The sequence below is a fragment of the Nonomuraea sp. NPDC003214 genome, assembly GCF_053590035.1.
Map to the genome: position 1 here is coordinate 490594 of NZ_JBSFSX010000006.1, position 16110 is coordinate 506703.

At 73.3% G+C, this 16110-nt stretch carries 16 protein-coding genes; 7 read left to right on the forward strand and 9 right to left on the reverse strand.

Features of this window, described 5'->3' with window-relative positions:
• Positions 1-47 precede the first annotated feature (47 nt).
• Positions 48-770 (forward strand): VIT1/CCC1 transporter family protein, encoded by a 723-nt coding sequence (locus tag ACWDXC_RS21355; RefSeq protein ID WP_219518870.1) that lies wholly within the window; start codon positions 48-50, stop codon positions 768-770.
• Positions 771-839: 69 nt separating this feature from the next.
• Here the strand turns inward: ACWDXC_RS21355 and ACWDXC_RS21360 are convergent, their stop codons facing one another.
• From ACWDXC_RS21360 to ACWDXC_RS21375, 4 genes are all read right to left on the reverse strand, one after another.
• Complete coding sequence (locus ACWDXC_RS21360) at positions 840-1475, reverse strand: LysE family translocator (protein ID WP_449984513.1); 636 nt, start codon at positions 1473-1475, stop codon at positions 840-842.
• Positions 1476-1495: 20 nt separating this feature from the next.
• Positions 1496-1840: a spore germination protein GerW family protein gene (locus tag ACWDXC_RS21365; RefSeq protein ID WP_219518865.1), complete on the reverse strand. Its 345-nt coding sequence runs from the start codon at positions 1838-1840 to the stop codon at positions 1496-1498.
• Between the two features lie 47 nt (positions 1841-1887).
• A complete protein-coding gene (pgi, locus tag ACWDXC_RS21370) occupies positions 1888-3519 on the reverse strand; it encodes a glucose-6-phosphate isomerase (protein ID WP_449984517.1) in 1632 nt (543 codons plus the stop codon).
• 135 nt (positions 3520-3654) lie between these two features.
• Positions 3655-5358, reverse strand: a complete 1704-nt coding sequence (locus tag ACWDXC_RS21375) for an IlvD/Edd family dehydratase (RefSeq protein WP_449984519.1) — start codon at positions 5356-5358, stop codon at positions 3655-3657.
• A gap of 91 nt (positions 5359-5449) precedes the next feature.
• Between ACWDXC_RS21375 and ACWDXC_RS21380 the strand changes: the two genes are divergently transcribed.
• Positions 5450-7753: a phosphoketolase family protein gene (locus ACWDXC_RS21380; RefSeq protein WP_449984522.1), complete on the forward strand. Its 2304-nt coding sequence runs from the start codon at positions 5450-5452 to the stop codon at positions 7751-7753.
• 14 nt (positions 7754-7767) lie between these two features.
• Here the strand turns inward: ACWDXC_RS21380 and ACWDXC_RS21385 are convergent, their stop codons facing one another.
• The 4 genes from ACWDXC_RS21385 to ACWDXC_RS21400 form a co-directional block, all read right to left on the reverse strand.
• Entirely contained in the window at positions 7768-8139 is a 372-nt protein-coding gene (locus ACWDXC_RS21385) for a response regulator (protein ID WP_449984525.1), read from the reverse strand.
• A complete protein-coding gene (locus ACWDXC_RS21390; protein ID WP_219518854.1) occupies positions 8136-9176 on the reverse strand; it encodes a PAS domain-containing sensor histidine kinase in 1041 nt (346 codons plus the stop codon). The genes ACWDXC_RS21385 and ACWDXC_RS21390 overlap by 4 nt, the downstream gene beginning before the upstream one ends.
• 28 nt (positions 9177-9204) lie before the next feature.
• Positions 9205-9600: an ATP-binding protein gene (locus ACWDXC_RS21395; RefSeq protein ID WP_375075111.1), complete on the reverse strand. Its 396-nt coding sequence runs from the start codon at positions 9598-9600 to the stop codon at positions 9205-9207.
• 71 nt (positions 9601-9671) lie between these two features.
• Positions 9672-10334, reverse strand: coding sequence for a response regulator (locus tag ACWDXC_RS21400; RefSeq protein ID WP_449984530.1), 663 nt, complete (start codon positions 10332-10334; stop codon positions 9672-9674).
• A 229-nt stretch (positions 10335-10563) separates the two neighbouring features.
• Here ACWDXC_RS21400 and ACWDXC_RS21405 point away from each other — a divergent pair, with 229 nt between their 5' ends.
• The 4 genes from ACWDXC_RS21405 (at position 10564) to ACWDXC_RS21420 (ending at position 14011) form a co-directional block, all read left to right on the forward strand.
• Entirely contained in the window at positions 10564-11046 is a 483-nt protein-coding gene (locus ACWDXC_RS21405) for a cation:proton antiporter regulatory subunit (protein WP_449984533.1), read from the forward strand.
• Between the two features lie 9 nt (positions 11047-11055).
• A complete protein-coding gene (locus ACWDXC_RS21410) occupies positions 11056-12216 on the forward strand; it encodes a cation:proton antiporter (RefSeq protein ID WP_449984535.1) in 1161 nt (386 codons plus the stop codon).
• Positions 12217-12299: 83 nt separating this feature from the next.
• Positions 12300-12917: a pentapeptide repeat-containing protein gene (locus tag ACWDXC_RS21415; RefSeq protein ID WP_449984538.1), complete on the forward strand. Its 618-nt coding sequence runs from the start codon at positions 12300-12302 to the stop codon at positions 12915-12917.
• A gap of 197 nt (positions 12918-13114) precedes the next feature.
• Positions 13115-14011, forward strand: a complete 897-nt coding sequence (locus ACWDXC_RS21420; protein ID WP_449984540.1) for a hypothetical protein — start codon at positions 13115-13117, stop codon at positions 14009-14011.
• A 58-nt stretch (positions 14012-14069) separates the two neighbouring features.
• Here the strand turns inward: ACWDXC_RS21420 and ACWDXC_RS21425 are convergent, their stop codons facing one another.
• The gene (locus tag ACWDXC_RS21425; RefSeq protein WP_449984543.1) at positions 14070-14909 is read right to left on the reverse strand and encodes a helix-turn-helix domain-containing protein; all 840 of its coding nucleotides are present in this window, start codon (positions 14907-14909) and stop codon (positions 14070-14072) included.
• 131 nt (positions 14910-15040) lie between these two features.
• Here ACWDXC_RS21425 and ACWDXC_RS21430 point away from each other — a divergent pair, with 131 nt between their 5' ends.
• Positions 15041-16033, forward strand: coding sequence for an aldo/keto reductase (locus ACWDXC_RS21430; RefSeq protein WP_449984546.1), 993 nt, complete (start codon positions 15041-15043; stop codon positions 16031-16033).
• Positions 16034-16110 lie beyond the last annotated feature (77 nt).

Below are 16110 nucleotides of genomic sequence, written 5' to 3' on the forward strand. Positions count from 1 at the left end.
ACATATGTCTAAATGTCGGACGAGTTGGTCTTATGGGAGGGAATGTCATGACCATTGAGCTGGAGCGGACGTACTCGCCCGAGAAGCACCACAGCCACCGTGACGTGACCGGCGGCTGGCTGCGGCCGGCGGTGTTCGGCGCCATGGACGGCCTGGTGTCCAACTTCGCGTTGATCGCCGGAGTGGTGGGCGCCGCCGGGGCCGGGCGGGGGGCCGTGCTGGCGGGGTTCGCCGGGCTGGTGGCCGGGGCGTGCTCGATGGCGGCGGGCGAGTACACGTCGGTGAAGTCGCAGACCGAGCTGATGCGCGCCGAAATCGCCGTGGAGCGCCAGGAGCTGGCCAGGAACCCGGAGGGCGAGCGGGCCGAGCTGGCCGCGCTCTACCGTTCGCGGGGCCTGGACGCCGAGCTGGCCGACCGGGTGGCGGCGGGCCTGTCGGCCGACCCGGAGCAGGCGCTGCGCGTGCACGTGCGGGAGGAGCTGGGCGTGGACCCGGACGACCTGCCGTCGCCGCGCCTGGCCGCCGCCGCGTCGTTCGGCGCGTTCGCGCTGGGCGCGCTGGTGCCGCTGGCGCCGTTCCTGTTCGGGGCGTCGGGGCTGACGCTGGCCGTGGTGCTGAGCGTGCTGGGGCTGTTCGGGTTCGGGGCGGTGGTGGCGGTGATGACGGCCCGCCCGTGGTGGCTGGGCGGCCTGCGCCAGCTCGCGCTCGGCGTGGGCGCGGCCACGGTCACGTTCGGGCTGGGCCACCTGCTGGGCGTGACCATCGCCTGACCGGCCCACGCCCGAGCCGGTACGCGCCCCGCCCCCGGTCCCGGCACGCGCCCCGTACCGGGAAGGGGGTCAGGGGCGGGCGGCGGTGGCGAGGTTGACGCCGAGGGCGACGAGCGCGGCGCCCGTGAGGCCGTCGAGCGTGCGGCGGACGGCGGGCCGGGCGAACGCGCGGCGCAGCGCGCTGACGACGTTGGCCACGGTGAGGAACCACAGCACGGTCCCGGCGAGCGCGATCAGCGACAGCAGCAGCGTGTCGGCGAGCGAGGCCCCCGCGGAGAGGAACTGCGGCACCAGCGCGACGAAGAACAGCGCCGCCTTGGGGTTGAGCACGTTGGTGAGCAGCCCCTCGGCGAAGGCCGCCCACGGCCCCCTGCCGCCCCTGGCGGGCGCGTCGAGGGCGAGCCCGCCGCCGCCCTTGACCGCCGCGCGCAGCGCCTTGGCGCCCAGGTAGAGCAGGTAGGCGGCGCCGACGACCTTGACCACGGTGAACGCCACCGCCGAGGCGGCCAGCAGCGCGGCGACGCCGGTCGCGGCGGCGACGACCCACACGAACACGCCGAGGGAGATGCCCGCGGCGGCGGCCATGCCGTGGCCGCGCCCCGACAGCGCCGAGCGGCGCACCACGACCGCGAAGTCCGGGCCGGGCGACATCGCGCCGAGCATCACCACACCGCCGAAGGCCACGATCTGCGTCAGAGAGGTCATGGCCCCCAGCGTAGAGGCGATCACCGCTTGCGGCGGCCCCGGCGTTTGAGGATCGCGCGCAGCGTCAGCAGCAGCACGACGGCGACGGCCTGGCCGCCGAGCACGATGCGGTTGACGTCGACGGCGGGCTGCCAGCGGACGTCGCCGTCCTTGACGACGAAGACGCCCGCCGGGGCGGCGGCGACGCCGTAGCCGGAGCCGCTGCCCTGCTCGCCCTGCCCGCCGGTGCCCTGGCCGCCCCCGCCGCCGTGGGCGACCCGGGCGACCGGGATGATCGTCACGCCGTCGCGCTCGACGGGCTCGCCGAACACGCGCCCGACCGTCGCGGCGTCCTTGGCCTGATCCACCAGTCGCATGATGTCCATGCGGCCATGCTCTCCCCGCGACGGCCCGGGCGCCAGCGCCCTCGGGGTCAGACGCGCCGTCCGCGCAGCTCGCGGTAGCGGCGCACGAGCAGTTCGGTCGACGGGTCGGGGAACTCGGCGGGCGGCTCGGCGGACGTGAGCGCGGGCGCCAGGTCGAGCGCCATCTTCTTGCCCAGCTCGACGCCCCACTGGTCGAAGGAGTCGACGCCCCAGATCGTGCCCTCGACGAACACGACGTGCTCGTAGAGGGCGACGAGCTGGCCGAGCGTGGAGGGCGTCAGCTTGGGCGCGAGGATGGTGGAGGTGGGCCGGTTGCCCGGCATCACCTTGTGCGGCACGACCTCGGGCGCGGTGCCCTCGGCGGCGATCTCCTCGGCGGTCTTGCCGAACGCCAGCGCCGAGGTCTGCGCCAGCAGGTTGGCGGTCAGCAGGTCGTGCATGCCCTCGTGGTCCTCGTACGGCTCGGCGAAGCCGATGAAGTCGGCCGGGACGAGCCGGGTGCCCTGGTGCAGGAGCTGGTAGAAGGCGTGCTGGCCGTTGGTGCCGGGCTCGCCCCAGAAGATCTCGCCGGTGTCGACGGTGACGGGGGTGCCGTCGGCGCGCACCGACTTGCCGTTGGACTCCATCGTGAGCTGCTGCAGATAGGCGGGGAAGCGGTGCAGCCGCTGGCTGTAGGGCAGCACGGCGCGCGTCTGGGCGCCGAAGAAGTCGGTGTACCACACCCCGAGGAGGCCGAGCAGCACCGGCATGTTGGCCTCGAACGGGGCGGTGCGGAAGTGGCGGTCGATGGCGTGGAAGCCGGCCAGCATCTCGCGGAACCGGTCGGCCCCGATCGCGATCATGAGGGAGAGGCCGATGGCGCCGTCGTAGGAGTAGCGTCCGCCGACCCAGTCCCAGAAGCCGAACATGTTGCCGGTGTCGATGCCGAACTCGGCGACCTTGGCGGCGTTGGTGGACACGGCGACGAAGTGGCGGGAGACGGCGTCCTCGCCGAGCGCGCCCACCAGCCAGTCGCGGGCCACCTTGGCGTTGGTGAGCGTCTCCAGGGTGGTGAAGGTCTTGGAGCTGACCACGAACAGCGTCGTGGCCGGGTCGAGGCCGCGCAGGTTGCCCGAGATGTCGGCCGGGTCGACGTTGGAGACGAACCGGGCCTCGATGCCGGCGTCGGCGTAGTCGCGCAGCGCCTCGTAGGCCATCGCCGGGCCCAGGTCGGAGCCGCCGATGCCGATGTTGACCACGGTGGTGATGGGCTGCCCGGTGGCGCCGCGCCACTCCTGGGACCGGACCCGGCCGGCGAACTCGCTCATCCGGTCGAGCACCGCGTGCACGTCGCCCGTCACGTCCTGGCCGTCCACGACCAGTTTGTCGCCGGCGGGGGCGCGCAGCGCGGTGTGCAGCACGGCGCGGTCCTCGCTGACGTTGATGTGCTCACCGGTGAACATCGCCTCGACGCGCTCACGCAGCCCGGCCCGCTCGGCCAGGCGCACCAGCAGGCCGATGGTCTCCTCGGTGGCGCGGTGCTTGGCGTAGTCGAGGTAGAGGTCGCCGGCGGTCACCGTCATGCGGGCGGCCCGGCCGGGATCGTCCGCGAACAGCTCGCGCAGATGCCTGCCCGCCAGCTCCTCATGATGCTTCTCCAGGGCCGCCCACTCCTGGCTCCGGGTGATGTCGCCGCTCACGTTTCCTCCTGGCACCGTCAATCCGATCTCATCCGGCCGATCACCGCCGGCCGGTCACATCGTCCCGCAACCCCGTACCCCCCGGTCCTCATTCCGCGCATGGCGGAGCGGACTCTTTGCCGGCCGGTTTGCCGGTCAGTGGGAATCGCGGCCCACGGCGTCGCCGCTCGACCCGCGCAGGAAGTCCAGGTCGGCGCCCTGGTGGGCCTGGTTCACGTGGTCGATGTAGAGGCGTTCCCAGCCGCGGGCGGGCCTGGCGTGGCCGTCGGCGACGGGCGGCCTGGAGTTCAGCTCGGCGTCGGGGATGTCGACGTCGAGCCGCCGGGCGGCCACGTCGAGCACGATCGGGTCGCCGGTGCGGACCCGCGCCAGCGGCCCGCCGGCGGCGGACTCGGGCGAGGCGTGCAGCACGACGGTGCCGTAGGCGGTGCCGCTCATGCGGGCGTCGCTGACGCGGACCATGTCGCGCACGCCCTTGGCCAGCAGCTTGGCGGGCAGCGGCAGGTTGCCGACCTCGGGCATGCCGGGGTAGCCCTTGGGGCCGCAGCCGCGCAGCACGAGCACGGAGGTCTCGTCCACGTCCAGGTCGGGCGAGTCGAGCCGGGCGTGGACGTCCTCGACGCTGTCGAAGACGACGGCGCGGCCGCGGTGGCGCAGCAGCTCGGGCGAGGCGGCGGCGGGCTTGATGACGGCGCCCGACGGCGCCAGGTTGCCGCGCAGCACGGCGATGCCGGCGTCGGGCAGGAGCGGGTCGGCGCGCCGCCTGATGACGGTCTCGTCCCAGATGCGGGCGTCGTCCAGGCAGGCGGACAGCGGCGCGCCGGTGACGGTGGGCTCGTCGTGGAGCAGGTCGGCGACCTCCTTGAGGAGGGCGCGCAGCCCGCCCGCCCGGTAGAGGTCGTCCATGAGGTGGCGTCCGGCGGGCTGCAGGTCGGCCAGCAGCGGCACGCCCGACCCGGTGCGGTCGAAGTCGTCGAGGTCGAGCTCGACGCCGAGGCGGCCGGCGATGGCCAGCAGGTGGATGACGGCGTTGGTGGAGCCGCCGATGGCAGCGAGCGTGACGATCGCGTTGAGGAACGCGCCGCGCGTCATGACGTCGCTCGGCCGGCGTCCCTCGCGGACCAGGCCGACGGCCAGGCGGCCGGTCTCGTGGGAGCGTTCGAGCAGGCGGCTGTCGGCGGCGGGGATGCCGGCGGTGCCGGGGATCGTCATGCCGAGCGCCTCGGCCATGCAGGCCATGGTGGAGGCGGTGCCCATCGTGTTGCAGTGGCCCCGGCTGCGGATCATGGAGGATTCGGAGTCGAGGAACGCCTCGCGCGACAGCGTGCCGGCGCGCACCTCCTCGCTGAGCCGCCACACGTCGGTGCCGCAGCCGAGCGGGACGCCGCGGAAGTGGCCGGTGAGCATCGGCCCGCCGGGCATGACGACGGCCGGCAGGTCGACCGAGGAGGCGGCCATGAGCAGCGACGGGATCGTCTTGTCGCAGCCGCCGAGGAGCACGACACCGTCGATCGGGTTGGCGCGCAGCATCTCCTCGACGGACATGGCGGCCAGGTTGCGCCAGAGCATGGCGGTGGGGCGGACGTTCGTCTCGCCGAGTGACATCACGGGCAGGTTGAGCGGGACGCCGCCGGCGGCCCAGACGCCGTCGGAGACGCTGCGGGCCACCTCGCCGAGGTGGGAGTTGCAGGGGGTCAGGTCGGAGGCGGTGTTGGCGATGGCGATGTGCGGCCGCTCGCCGTCGAAGGCCTCGCGCGGTAAGCCTCTGCGCATCCAGGCCCGGTGGATGTAGGAGTTCCTGTCGTCGCCCGAATACCACCGTGAGCTTCTCAGCGCCATGCGGGCACTGTAGCCGAGCGTCCGGCTCCGGTCCCGTACCCGCTCGCGGCCCGCCGCTTACGCCCCGCCCTGCCGGGGCAGGGGGGACGGCATGGACCATGTCGACGCATACTGGCGCGCGGCCAACTACCTGTCGGTCGGCCAGATCTACCTGCTGGACAACCCGCTGCTGAGCGAGCCGCTGCGGCCGGAGCACATCAAGCCGCGCCTGCTCGGCCACTGGGGCACGACACCGGGCCTGAACTTCTGCTTCGCCCACCTGAACCGGGTGATCCGGGAGCGGGACCAGGACATGATCTACATCGCCGGTCCCGGTCACGGCGGCCCGGCGGCGGTGGCGCACGCGTGGCTGGAGGGCTCCTACACCGAGCGCTATCCGGACGTCACGCGGGACGCGGAGGGGATGCGGCGGCTGTTCCGGCAGTTCTCCTTCCCCGGCGGGGTGCCCAGCCACGTGGCGCCGGAGACGCCGGGGTCCATCCACGAGGGCGGCGAGCTCGGCTACGCGCTGGCGCACGCCTACGGGGCCGCGTTCGACAACCCGGACCTGGTGGTGGCGTGCGTCATCGGCGACGGCGAGGCCGAGACGGGCCCTCTCGCCGCGAGCTGGCACTCCAACAAGCTGCTGGACCACGAGCGTGACGGCGTCGTGCTGCCGATCCTCCACCTGAACGGCTACAAGATCGCCAACCCGACGCTGCTGGCCCGCATCCCGGAGGCCGACCTGCTCAAACTCCTGGAGGGGTACGGGTACCGTCCGCACGTCGTGGGCCCGGACCACGGCGAGATGGCGGCCACCCTGGACGAGGCGTTCGAGGAGATCGCCGCCTACCGGGAGGGCGCGGACCGCAGGCTGCCGATGATCGTGCTGCGCACGCCCAAGGGCTGGACGGGCCCGCGCGAGGTCGACGGGCTGCCGGTGGAGGGCACCTGGCGCGCCCACCAGGTGCCGCTGGCGGCGGTGCGCGACAACGCCGAGCACCTGGCGATGCTGGAGGAGTGGATGCGCTCCTACCGGCCGGAGGAGCTGTTCGACAGCGGCGGGCGGCCGGTCGCGGGCGTCCTCGGCACGGTCCCGGAGGGCGGGCGCCGGATGAGCGCCAACCCGCACGCCAACGGCGGCGAGCTGCTGTCGCCGCTGCGGCTGCCCGACTTCCGCAGGTTCGCCGTCGAGGTCAAGTCGCCGGCGACGCAGGCGAGCGAGCCGACCAAGGTCCTCGGCACGCTGCTGCGCGAGGTCATCAGGGACAATCCGCGCACGTTCCGGCTGATGGGCCCGGACGAGACCGCCTCCAACCGGCTCAGCGCCGTCTTCGACGCCACCGACCGGGCCTGGAACGCCGAACGGCTGCCCACCGACGAGCACCTGGCGCCCGGCGGCCGCGTGATGGAGGTGCTGAGCGAGCACCTGTGCCAGGGCTGGCTGGAGGGCTACCTGCTGACCGGCAGGCACGGGCTGTTCAACTGCTACGAGGCGTTCATCCACATCGTGGACTCGATGTTCAACCAGCACGCCAAATGGCTGGAGTCGTCGCAGAAGATCCCCTGGCGGCGGCCGGTGGCGTCGCTGACGTACCTGCTGTCGTCGCACGTGTGGCGGCAGGACCACAACGGCTTCAGCCACCAGGACCCGGGCTTCCTGGACGTGGTCGTCAACAAGAAGGCGTCGGTGGTGCGCGTCTACCTGCCGCCGGACGCCAACACGCTGCTGTCGGTGGCCGACCACTGCCTGCGCTCGCGCGACTACGTGAACGTGATCGTGGCGGGCAAGCAGCCGGTGCTCGACCTGTTCACGATGGACGAGGCGATCGCGCACTGCACGCGCGGCCTGGGCATCCTGCCGTGGGCCTCCAGCGACGCGGGCGCCGAGCCCGACGTGGTGCTCGCCTGCGCCGGCGACGTGCCCACGCTGGAGACGCTTGCGGCGGCCGCGATCCTGCGCGAGGAGCTGCCGGACCTGAAGGTGCGGGTCGTCAACGTGGTGGACCTGATGCGGCTGCAGCCATCCTCGGAGCACCCGCACGGCATGTCCGACGCCGAGTTCGACACGCTGTTCACCACGGACAGGCCGATCATCTTCGACTTCCACGGCTACCCGACGCTGATCCACCAGCTCACCTACCGCCGCCACGGCCACGCCAACCTGCACGTGCGCGGCTACAAGGAGGAGGGCACCACGACCACGCCGTTCGACATGGCGATGCTCAACGACATCGACCGCTTCCACCTGGTCATGGACGTCGTCGACCGGGTCCCCGGCCTCGGCGCCCGGGCCGCCCACCTGCGCCAGCGGATGGCCGACGCCCGCCTCCAGGCCCGCGCCCACACCCGGCTGCACGGCGAGGACGCCCCCGCGATCAGCTCGTGGACCTGGCCGGACACGTCCATGTCCTGAGCGCCGCGCCGGGTCTAGCCGGCGGCGGCCCGGCGCACCGCCGCCACGATGGCCGTGTTGGGCAGGCCCTTGAGCAGGTACGTGGTGACGCCCGCCCGGCGCATCTCGGCCACCGAGCCGGAGTCGCCGTAGGCGGAGAACGCCACGACGCGGGTGGCGGGCGAGCGGCGGCGGATCTCGCGGGCCGCCCACGCGCCGCCGCCGGGCATCCGCACGTCCAGGACCGCCACCGCCGGCCGGTGCAGCTCCGCCAGCTCGGCCGCCTCCCCCGCGTCGGCCGCCACCGCCACCACGGTCAGTCCCGGCTCGGCCTCCAGCACCTCGGCCAGCACCTCCCTGATCAGCGGCTCGTCATCGGCGACCAGCACCGTGACCGGGTCGCTCACGGCTCGCCCCGGGAGACGGCGGGCACCCAGAACTCGACCGTCGCCCCCTCTCCCGGGTTGCCGCGCACGGCGCACCAGCCGCCCGCGATCTCGGCGCGCTCCCGCATCTCGATCAGCCCGAAATGGCCGGGTTCGGGGTCGTTCTCCCCGGCGTGCTCGAAGCCGTGGCCGTCGTCGTTCACCCAGACGTGCACGCCCTGCTCCGCCGAGGCCAGCCGGACCGTCACCGCGCGGGCGCGGGCGTGCTTGCGGACGTTCGTCAGCGCCTCCTGGCAGATGCGGAAGATCGTGATCGACGTCTCCGGCGGCGGCTCGGCCGCCAGGTCGTGGGTCAGCTCGTAGGTGAGCCCGTCGCCCGACACCACCTGGTCCAGGTAGCGGGTCAGCCCCTCGACCAGGCCGGTGCTGTCGATGCCCGGCGGGTGCAGCCGGAAGGTGAGGTTGCGCAGCCGGCCCACGGCGGCGTCGACCGTGTCGTTGAGCCGCGTCACCGCCGCCTGGTGCTCGCCCGTCAGCCGCGTGGCCAGCAGTTGCAGCCGCATGCCCACCGCCACCATGGACTGGATCGTGTCGTCGTGCACGTCCCAGGCGATGCGCCGGCGCTCCATCTCCTGCGCGTGGACCAGGTGCGCCAGCAGCCTGCCGCGCTCGTCCAGCGCCCGCTCGACCGCGCGCCGCTCGGTCAGGTCGCGCGTCACCTTGCCGAACCCGCGCAGCCGCCCCTGGTCGTCACGCAGCGCGGTGATGATCACGTTCGCCCAGAACCGGGTGCCGTCCTTGCGGACGCGCCAGCCCTCGTCCTCCAGCCGGCCCTCCGCGACGGCCACCTCCAGCTCGCGCGCCGGTTTGCCCGCCGCCACGTCGGCGGGCGGGTAGAGCGCCGAGAAGTGGCGGCCGACGATCTCGCCGGCGGTCCACCCCTTGATGCGCTCGGCGCCGGCGTTCCAGCTCACGATGTGTCCGCGCGGGTCCAGCATGAAGATCGCGTAGTCGACGACGTTCTGGACCAGCAGCTCCAGGTCGCTCTGCTCGGGCATACCGCAGCTTCGCACAGCCGCGCGCTCGTCACACCGCCCGCTCCCCGGCTGTCAGCTCGCACCAGACCACCTTCCCGCCCGTGTGCGGCGTGACGCCCCAGCGGGTGCACAGCTCGCCGATGACGTGCAGGCCCCAGCCGTCGGCCGGTCCGGGCATGCGCGCCTCCGGCAGCCGCTCCGCGTCGTCGCCGACCTCGACGCGGACGTGCCACGAGCCGCCGGTGATGCGCAGCACCGGCTCGCCCGAGCCGTGCCGCAGCGCGTTGGTGACCAGCTCCGACACCACCAGCAGCACGTCGTCGCGGGAGCCGTGGTAGTCCCAGGCGTCCATGGCGTCGCGGGCGATCCGCCGGGCCGCCGTGATGCTGCCCATCTCCTCGGCCAGGCGGTGCTCCAGCCTGAACGGCCCGACCTCCGTGCCCATGCCTTTACTGTCGGGCAGCGCGCCCGTCGATCACGAGACGCATCCGCCCCGGTCCGCCTGGTGCAAACGCATCAGTCGAGCAGGCCCTCGCGGCGGGCGATCGCCACCGCCTCCAGCTTCGAGCGGGCCCCCAGCTTCTCCAGGACGTGCTGCACGTGGTTGCGCACCGTGTTGCGCGCCACCCCGAGCCGCCTGCTCATCTGCTCGGTGCTCACCCCGTCGGCGAGCAGCAGCAGCGTCTCCCGTTCGCGCCCGGTGAGCGTCCCGCCCGGGCCGCGGTCCCGGCCCGCCAGCCGGTCGAGCACCCCGGGCAGCAGCGCCGGCCCGAACACCACGCCGCCCGCCGCCACCTCGCGGACCGCCGACTCCAGCTCCCGCAGCGGCGACGTCTTCACCACCAGGCCCGCTCCCCCGGCCTCCACCACCCGCGCGGCCACGTCCGCCGACGCCTCGGCCGTCAGCACCAGCACGCGCGCGCCCGGCGCCGCCTCCCGGATGCGGCCGATGGCCGCGACGCCGTCGCCGTCGGGCAGCCGCCGGTCCAGCACCACCACGTCGGGGCGCCACCTCCCGGCGCCGGCCACCGCCGCCGCCACGGTCGCGGCCGTGGCCACCAGGTCGATGCCCGCCGCCTCGCCCAGCGCCGCGCCCAGCGCCTCGGCCACCATGTCGTGGTCCTCCACCAGCATGAGCCGGATCGGGCCGGTCGCCGTGGGGCGCGGTAACTGCGTCATGCGGGCTCCGTTCGCTGAGGGCCGATCACCGGGCCCGTCCATTGTCCGCGATCCCGCCGGACGCCCGCGAGACCCCTGCCTGCGTGCGGGGGCGACCGAACCGGGCTCGGTCTGTGGCCGCGAGGGGAGCCTGTTGTGCCCTGAAGAGGGCTTCTGTATGGACAAACCCAGCAGAGAGCATTGGTAGGGTATTCGGGATATTTCCGGACTTGATGGGTGGGATAGACCGGTGGAGGTCGAGCAGACGGCACTGCCCGGGATCGGGCTGCGCCATGATTTCACCACCCAGTCCGGCAAACGCGTCGGTGTCGTCTCGCACCGCACCGGCCGCCGCGACCTGGTGATCTACGATCGCGAGGACCCCGACCGCGCCTGCGAGGTCGTCAAGCTGAACGACGAGGAGGCCGACGCCCTGGTCGAGCTCCTCGGCGCCCCCCGCATCGTGCAGCGGCTCAACCAGGCGCACCAGGAGGTCGAGGGGCTGGTCAGCCTCCAGCTCGCGATCCCGCCGGGCTCCCCGTACGCCGGCCGCCCGATGGGCGACGCCCGCGTCCGGACCCGCACCAACGCCTCCATCGTGGCGGTGGTGCGCAACGGGAACGTGGTCGCCAGCCCGGGCCCCGGCTTCGTGTTCGCGGCCGGCGACATCGTCGTCGTGGTGGGCACCGCCGACAGCACGTCCGAGGTCGCCGACATCCTGGCCGAAGGTTAAGGGCCGCGGGTGCACCACACCGCCATCCTGTTCCTCGAATTCGGTGCCGTACTTCTTGGTCTGGGTGTGCTGGGCGCGCTGGCGTTGCGCGCCGGCATCTCGCCCATCCCCCTCTATCTGATCGCCGGCCTGGCCTTCGGGACGGGCGGCGTGCTGCCGCTGGCCACCAGCGAGGAGTTCATCTCCGTCGGCGCGGAGCTGGGCGTCGTCCTGCTGCTGCTGACGCTGGGGCTCGAGTACAACGCCGACGAGCTCGTCACGAGCCTGAAGAGCAACGCCCGCGCGGGCATCGTCGACCTGGTGCTCAACGCCGCGCCGGGGGCGATCTGCGCCCTGCTGCTCGGCTGGGGCCCGGTCGCGGCCGTGGCGATGGCGGGCGTCACGTACGCCACCTCGTCCGGGATCACCGCGAAGGTCCTGTCCGACCTGGGATGGATCGGTAACCGCGAGACGCCCACGGTGCTGTCGCTGCTGGTGTTCGAAGACCTCACGATGGCGATCTACCTGCCGGTGCTGACGGCGATGCTCGCCGGGCTGAGCCTGCTCAGCGGCGCGGTGACGGTGGCGATCGCGCTGGGCACCGTGAGCGTGGTGCTGCTGGTCGCGCTCAGGTTCGGCAAGTGGATCGAGGCGTTCGTCTCCAGCCCGAACTCCGAGGTGCTGCTGCTGAAGGTCGTCGGCCTGGCGCTGCTGGTGGCCGGGCTGGCGCAGCAGCTCCAGGTGTCGGCGGCGGTCGGCGCGTTCCTCGTCGGCATCGCGCTGTCGGGCCAGCTCGCGCACGACGCGCAGGCGCTGCTCGCGCCGCTGCGCGACCTGTTCGCGGCGGTCTTCTTCGTCTTCTTCGGCCTGCAGACCGACCCGGCGAAGATCCTCCCGGTGGCCGGGCTGGCCGCCGCCCTCGCGCTGGTCAGCATGATCACCAAGCTGCTGACCGGCATGTACGCGGCCCGCCGGGCGGGGATCTCGAAGGCCGGTCAGGCGCGGGCCGGCATCGCGCTGGTGCCGCGCGGCGAGTTCAACATCGTCATCGCCGGTCTGGCGGTGGCGGCCGGGGCGCATCCCGACCTCGGGCCCCTGGCGGCGGCGTACGTGCTGATCCTGGCGGCGTTCGGCCCGCTGGCGGCCAAGCTGGTGCAGCCGCTGTTCGAGGCCATCGCCAAGCGCGCCTGACCCCGGGCGCGTTTTCTGTCGGTGGGCGATGGCAGGCTGGTCCTCCGAGGTGAGCGCTGGGCGCGGAAGGGGTGACGGGCTGGATGGCCGACCGCAAGCACGGGGTCCCGGCGCCGCCGACGGAGTCGGCGATCAGGTCCGCCGACTGGGACGGCCGTGAGCTGATCCGCGAGACCTATCACCGGGTGCTGTTCGTCGACGTCGACATGACCGAGCTGGTCGACCGGGGCTCGGCGTTCGAGGAGTGCACGTTCAGCAACGTGCGCTTCAACGTCTCCGAGCACGAGGACGCCAGCTTCCTCAACTGCACGTTCTCGCGTTCCTCCTTCTTCGACGCGACGTTCCGCGGCTGCAAGCTGACCGGCAGCATGTTCGACGGCTGCACGTTCGGCCTGTTCAAGGTCGAGGGCGGCGACTGGTCGTTCGCCGGCCTGCCGGGCGCCGACCTGCGCGGCAGCTCCTTCCACGACGTCCGGCTGCGTGAGGCCGACCTGACCGGGGCCCGGCTGGAGGGTTCGGAGGTCAGGCGGTGCGACCTGTCGGGCGCGTGGCTGCACAGCGCCGACCTCACCGGCTGCGACCTGCGCGGCAGCGACCTGGGCAGCCTCGACCCGCACGTCACGGCGGTCAACCGGGCGATCATCGACCCTTTCCAGGCCACGGTCGTCGCGAGCGCCCTGGGTTTCACGGTGACCGGCTGAGCCTCGCCCCTCATTCGTGGGGTTGACCGGGTGGTTCACGCGGCGGACAGTCGCGTTGTCAGGTCGGCCACGCACGACGGTGAGAGCCGCGCGACGCGTTCTCCTTCGCCGACCGGTCCGTCTCACCGGCCCGTCCCACCCGCGCGTGCTGCCGTCCAGCCCTCGCTCGCCCGCCGTCCAGCACCCTGAGGAGAAGCATGCAACCGCCCGCCCCCGCAGAACGCCGCCCCACGCGCCGGGTCCGCCGCGCCTTATCGGCGATCGTCGGACTCGTCGCGCTGGTCTTCCTCGTCACCCCGCCCGTCAGCGCCGTCGCGCTGCCCACCCCGCTGCAACTGGTGTCGAACCTCGACCTGGAGTGCTTCAAGACCAGCCCCTACCAGCCGCCCGCCGTCGGGCTGACGCTGCGCCACCTCAACCCGGTGCTCAGCGGCCTGCGCAGCGAGCAGGTCACGCTCGGCCAGCGCGACCAGCTGTGCGTCCCCGTCGCCAAGAACGGCGTGATCCCGCCGGACGGGGTGCTCGACTTCATCCGGTTCGTGGACCTGTCGTGCTACCGGGTCACCGGGCCGGCGGCGAACAAGCCGCTCGTGCTCAGCCAGCTCAACCCCGTCCTGCGTGACGTGCCGCGCAAGCAGATCACGCTGAACCGGCCGGAGCAGCTCTGCGTCCCGGTCGCCAAGAACGGCGTGCTGCCCCCGGCGGAGGTGCTGCGGGTCGCCAGCCACGTCGACCTGCTCTGCTACGGCGCCACCCCGAACGTGCCGATGAACAGGGCGCTGACGCTCCAGCAGCTCAACCCGGTGCTCGTCGGCAAGATCCCGACGGCGGACGTGCGGGTGAGCTACTCGCGCCAGCTCTGCGTGCCCGTGTACAAGGGCGGCGACGACATCCCGGCCGACGTGCTGGAGATCGTCCGGTGGATCGATCTGGAGAAGTACGACATCACGGCGCGCGCGATCACGCCCGTCGACCTGGCGCTGCGGCATCTCAACCCGGTGCTCGCCCGCCTGCCCGAGGAGCGGGCGACGCTCACCGCGGCGGTCCAGCTCGGCGTCCCGGTCGCCAAGGACGGCCGGATCCCGCCCGGCTGACCGGGGGTTCCGACAGCGGGCCTCGCCGCCGGTGGCGGCGGGGCCCGCCCTGCCGTGCTCAGCCGGTGAGCGCGCGGGGACGCCGCTCCGCGAGCGCGTCGAGCGCCGCGGCCGTGGCGGCGTCGCCCGGCAGGTGGACGATCAGCCGCTGGTCCGCGTCGGGGATCTCCAGGGTCTCCGGCGTCAGCCGCAGCTCGCCGGCCTCCGGATGGACGACCCGGTACGCGCCGGGCTCCGCGGCCGTGAGCGCCGGGCGGCCGGTGAACGCGGCCCCGGCGGTGACGGCGAGTTCGTCCACCAGGGCGCGGGCCTGGACGTCGGCGAGCGCGGCGGCGCGGTGCAGCTCGACGGCCTGCGCGGCGGCGAGGCGTTCCCAGTCCGGGAAGGCGGCCCTGGCCCGCGGATCGGTGAACAGATGACGGGCCAGGTTGGGCGCCTCACCGTCGAGCACGCCGAGCGGCCCGGCGAGCCTGGCGTAACCGGTGGTGTGCGCGAGCACGTCGTACACCCGGTTGACCAGCACGGCCGGGGCGGGCTCCAGCCGGTCGAGCACGGCCCGGACGGTGGCGCGCACGGCCCGCGCGGGCGGCTGGTCCATGCCCGGGCACAGGGCGCTCTCACCGGTGTTGACCTTGACGAGATGGTGCAGGTGGAGCCGCTCGCCCGGAGGCAGGCGCAGCGCGTCGGCGAGCGCGCCCAGCACCTGCGGCGACGGCTTGCGGTCGCGGCCCTGTTCGAGCCGGGTGAGGTACTCGACGCTGACGCCCGCCAGCGTGGCCAGCTCGGCGCGGCGCAGGCCGGGGGTGCGCCGCCGGGGGCCCGCGGGCAGCCCCACGTCGGCGGGGCGGACGGCTTCACGGAGGGCGCGCAGGTAGGAGCCGAGCTCGTTGTCACTCACGGGGACGAAGTGTACGGATCGGACGGGCTCAGGGTGGCCCCCGCAGGGCCGGTATCGGGCCGGTCTCCCTCCGGCGCGACCAGCACGGCATCGTGGGCGGGGACCGCTCATGACGAAAGGGTACGGACAACATGCGTTATCGCCTGCTCGGCCGGACCGGGTTGCGGGTCTCCGAGCTGTTCCTGGGGGCCATGACGTTCCGCGAGGCGTCCCCGGAGGTGCGCGAGATGGTCGACCTGTACGCGGAGGCCGGGGGCAACGTCATCGACACCGCCTCGGCGTACGGGGAGAGCGAGGAGGTCGTCGGCGAGCTGCTGGCCGGGCGGCGCGACCGGTTCGTGCTCGCCACCAAGTACACGCTCAGCCGCGACCCCTCCGACCTGAACGCCTCCGGCAACCACCGCAAGAACCTCGTCCTGTCACTCGAACGCAGCCTGCGCCGGTTGCGCACCGACTACGTCGACGTGTTCTGGGTGCACATGTGGGACCGGCACACGCCGATCGAGGAGACCATGCGCGCCCTCGACGACGCGGTCCGCGCCGGGAAAGTCCTGTACGTGGGTATGTCGGACGCTCCCGCGTGGGTGGTGAGCCGGGCCGACACGCTGGCCGAATGGCGCGGCTGGACCCGCTTCGCCGGGCTGCAGGTGCCGTACAACCTGCTGTGGCGCGACATCGAGCGCGAGCTGCTGCCGATGGCGGGCGAGCTCGGGATGAGCGTCGCCGCCTGGGGGCCGCTGGCGGGCGGCGTCCTGTCGGGCAAGTTCACCGGCGGCGCGCCGGTCGCGCCCGGCACCCGCGTCGCGCCCGGCTCCCTCGGCGAGCGCGAGCACGCGGCGGCGCGCGCGGTGCTGGAGGTCGCGGCCGAGCTCGGCGCCACGGCCTCGCAGGTCGCCATCGCCTGGACGATGGCCCGCTCGCGCGCCGTCCACCCCATCATCGGCGCCAGCGGCCCCGGCCAGCTCCGCGACAACCTCGGCGCCGCCGCCGTCACCCTGCCCGACGACGCCCTGCGCCGCCTGGAGGCCGCGGTCCCCTTCTCCCTGGGCTTCCCGCTGGACTTCATCGGCGACGCCACCTCCGCCGCCCTCGGCCCCGAATACCGCCTCCTCGACGGCCGCTGAGACGCGACCCGGGGATCCGGCCCCCTGGAGGCGGACGAGGTCAGCGTGGGACGGCCCGGCGCGGGCGGTCCGGCGCG

Bases quoted from the DNA above. Each gene is read 5' to 3' on its own strand.
- ACWDXC_RS21355 (WP_219518870.1), top strand. From the start codon at position 48: ATGACCATTGAGCTGGAGCGGACGTACTCGCCCGAGAAGCACCACAGC.
- ACWDXC_RS21360 (WP_449984513.1), bottom strand. From the start codon at position 1,475: ATGACCTCTCTGACGCAGATCGTGGCCTTCGGCGGTGTGGTGATGCTC.
- ACWDXC_RS21365 (WP_219518865.1), bottom strand. From the start codon at position 1,840: ATGGACATCATGCGACTGGTGGATCAGGCCAAGGACGCCGCGACGGTC.
- ACWDXC_RS21375 (WP_449984519.1), bottom strand. From the start codon at position 5,358: ATGGCGCTGAGAAGCTCACGGTGGTATTCGGGCGACGACAGGAACTCC.
- ACWDXC_RS21380 (WP_449984522.1), top strand. From the start codon at position 5,450: ATGGACCATGTCGACGCATACTGGCGCGCGGCCAACTACCTGTCGGTC.
- ACWDXC_RS21390 (WP_219518854.1), bottom strand. From the start codon at position 9,176: ATGCCCGAGCAGAGCGACCTGGAGCTGCTGGTCCAGAACGTCGTCGAC.
- ACWDXC_RS21395 (WP_375075111.1), bottom strand. From the start codon at position 9,600: ATGGGCACGGAGGTCGGGCCGTTCAGGCTGGAGCACCGCCTGGCCGAG.
- ACWDXC_RS21400 (WP_449984530.1), bottom strand. From the start codon at position 10,334: ATGACGCAGTTACCGCGCCCCACGGCGACCGGCCCGATCCGGCTCATG.
- ACWDXC_RS21415 (WP_449984538.1), top strand. From the start codon at position 12,300: ATGGCCGACCGCAAGCACGGGGTCCCGGCGCCGCCGACGGAGTCGGCG.
- ACWDXC_RS21420 (WP_449984540.1), top strand. From the start codon at position 13,115: ATGCAACCGCCCGCCCCCGCAGAACGCCGCCCCACGCGCCGGGTCCGC.
- ACWDXC_RS21430 (WP_449984546.1), top strand. From the start codon at position 15,041: ATGCGTTATCGCCTGCTCGGCCGGACCGGGTTGCGGGTCTCCGAGCTG.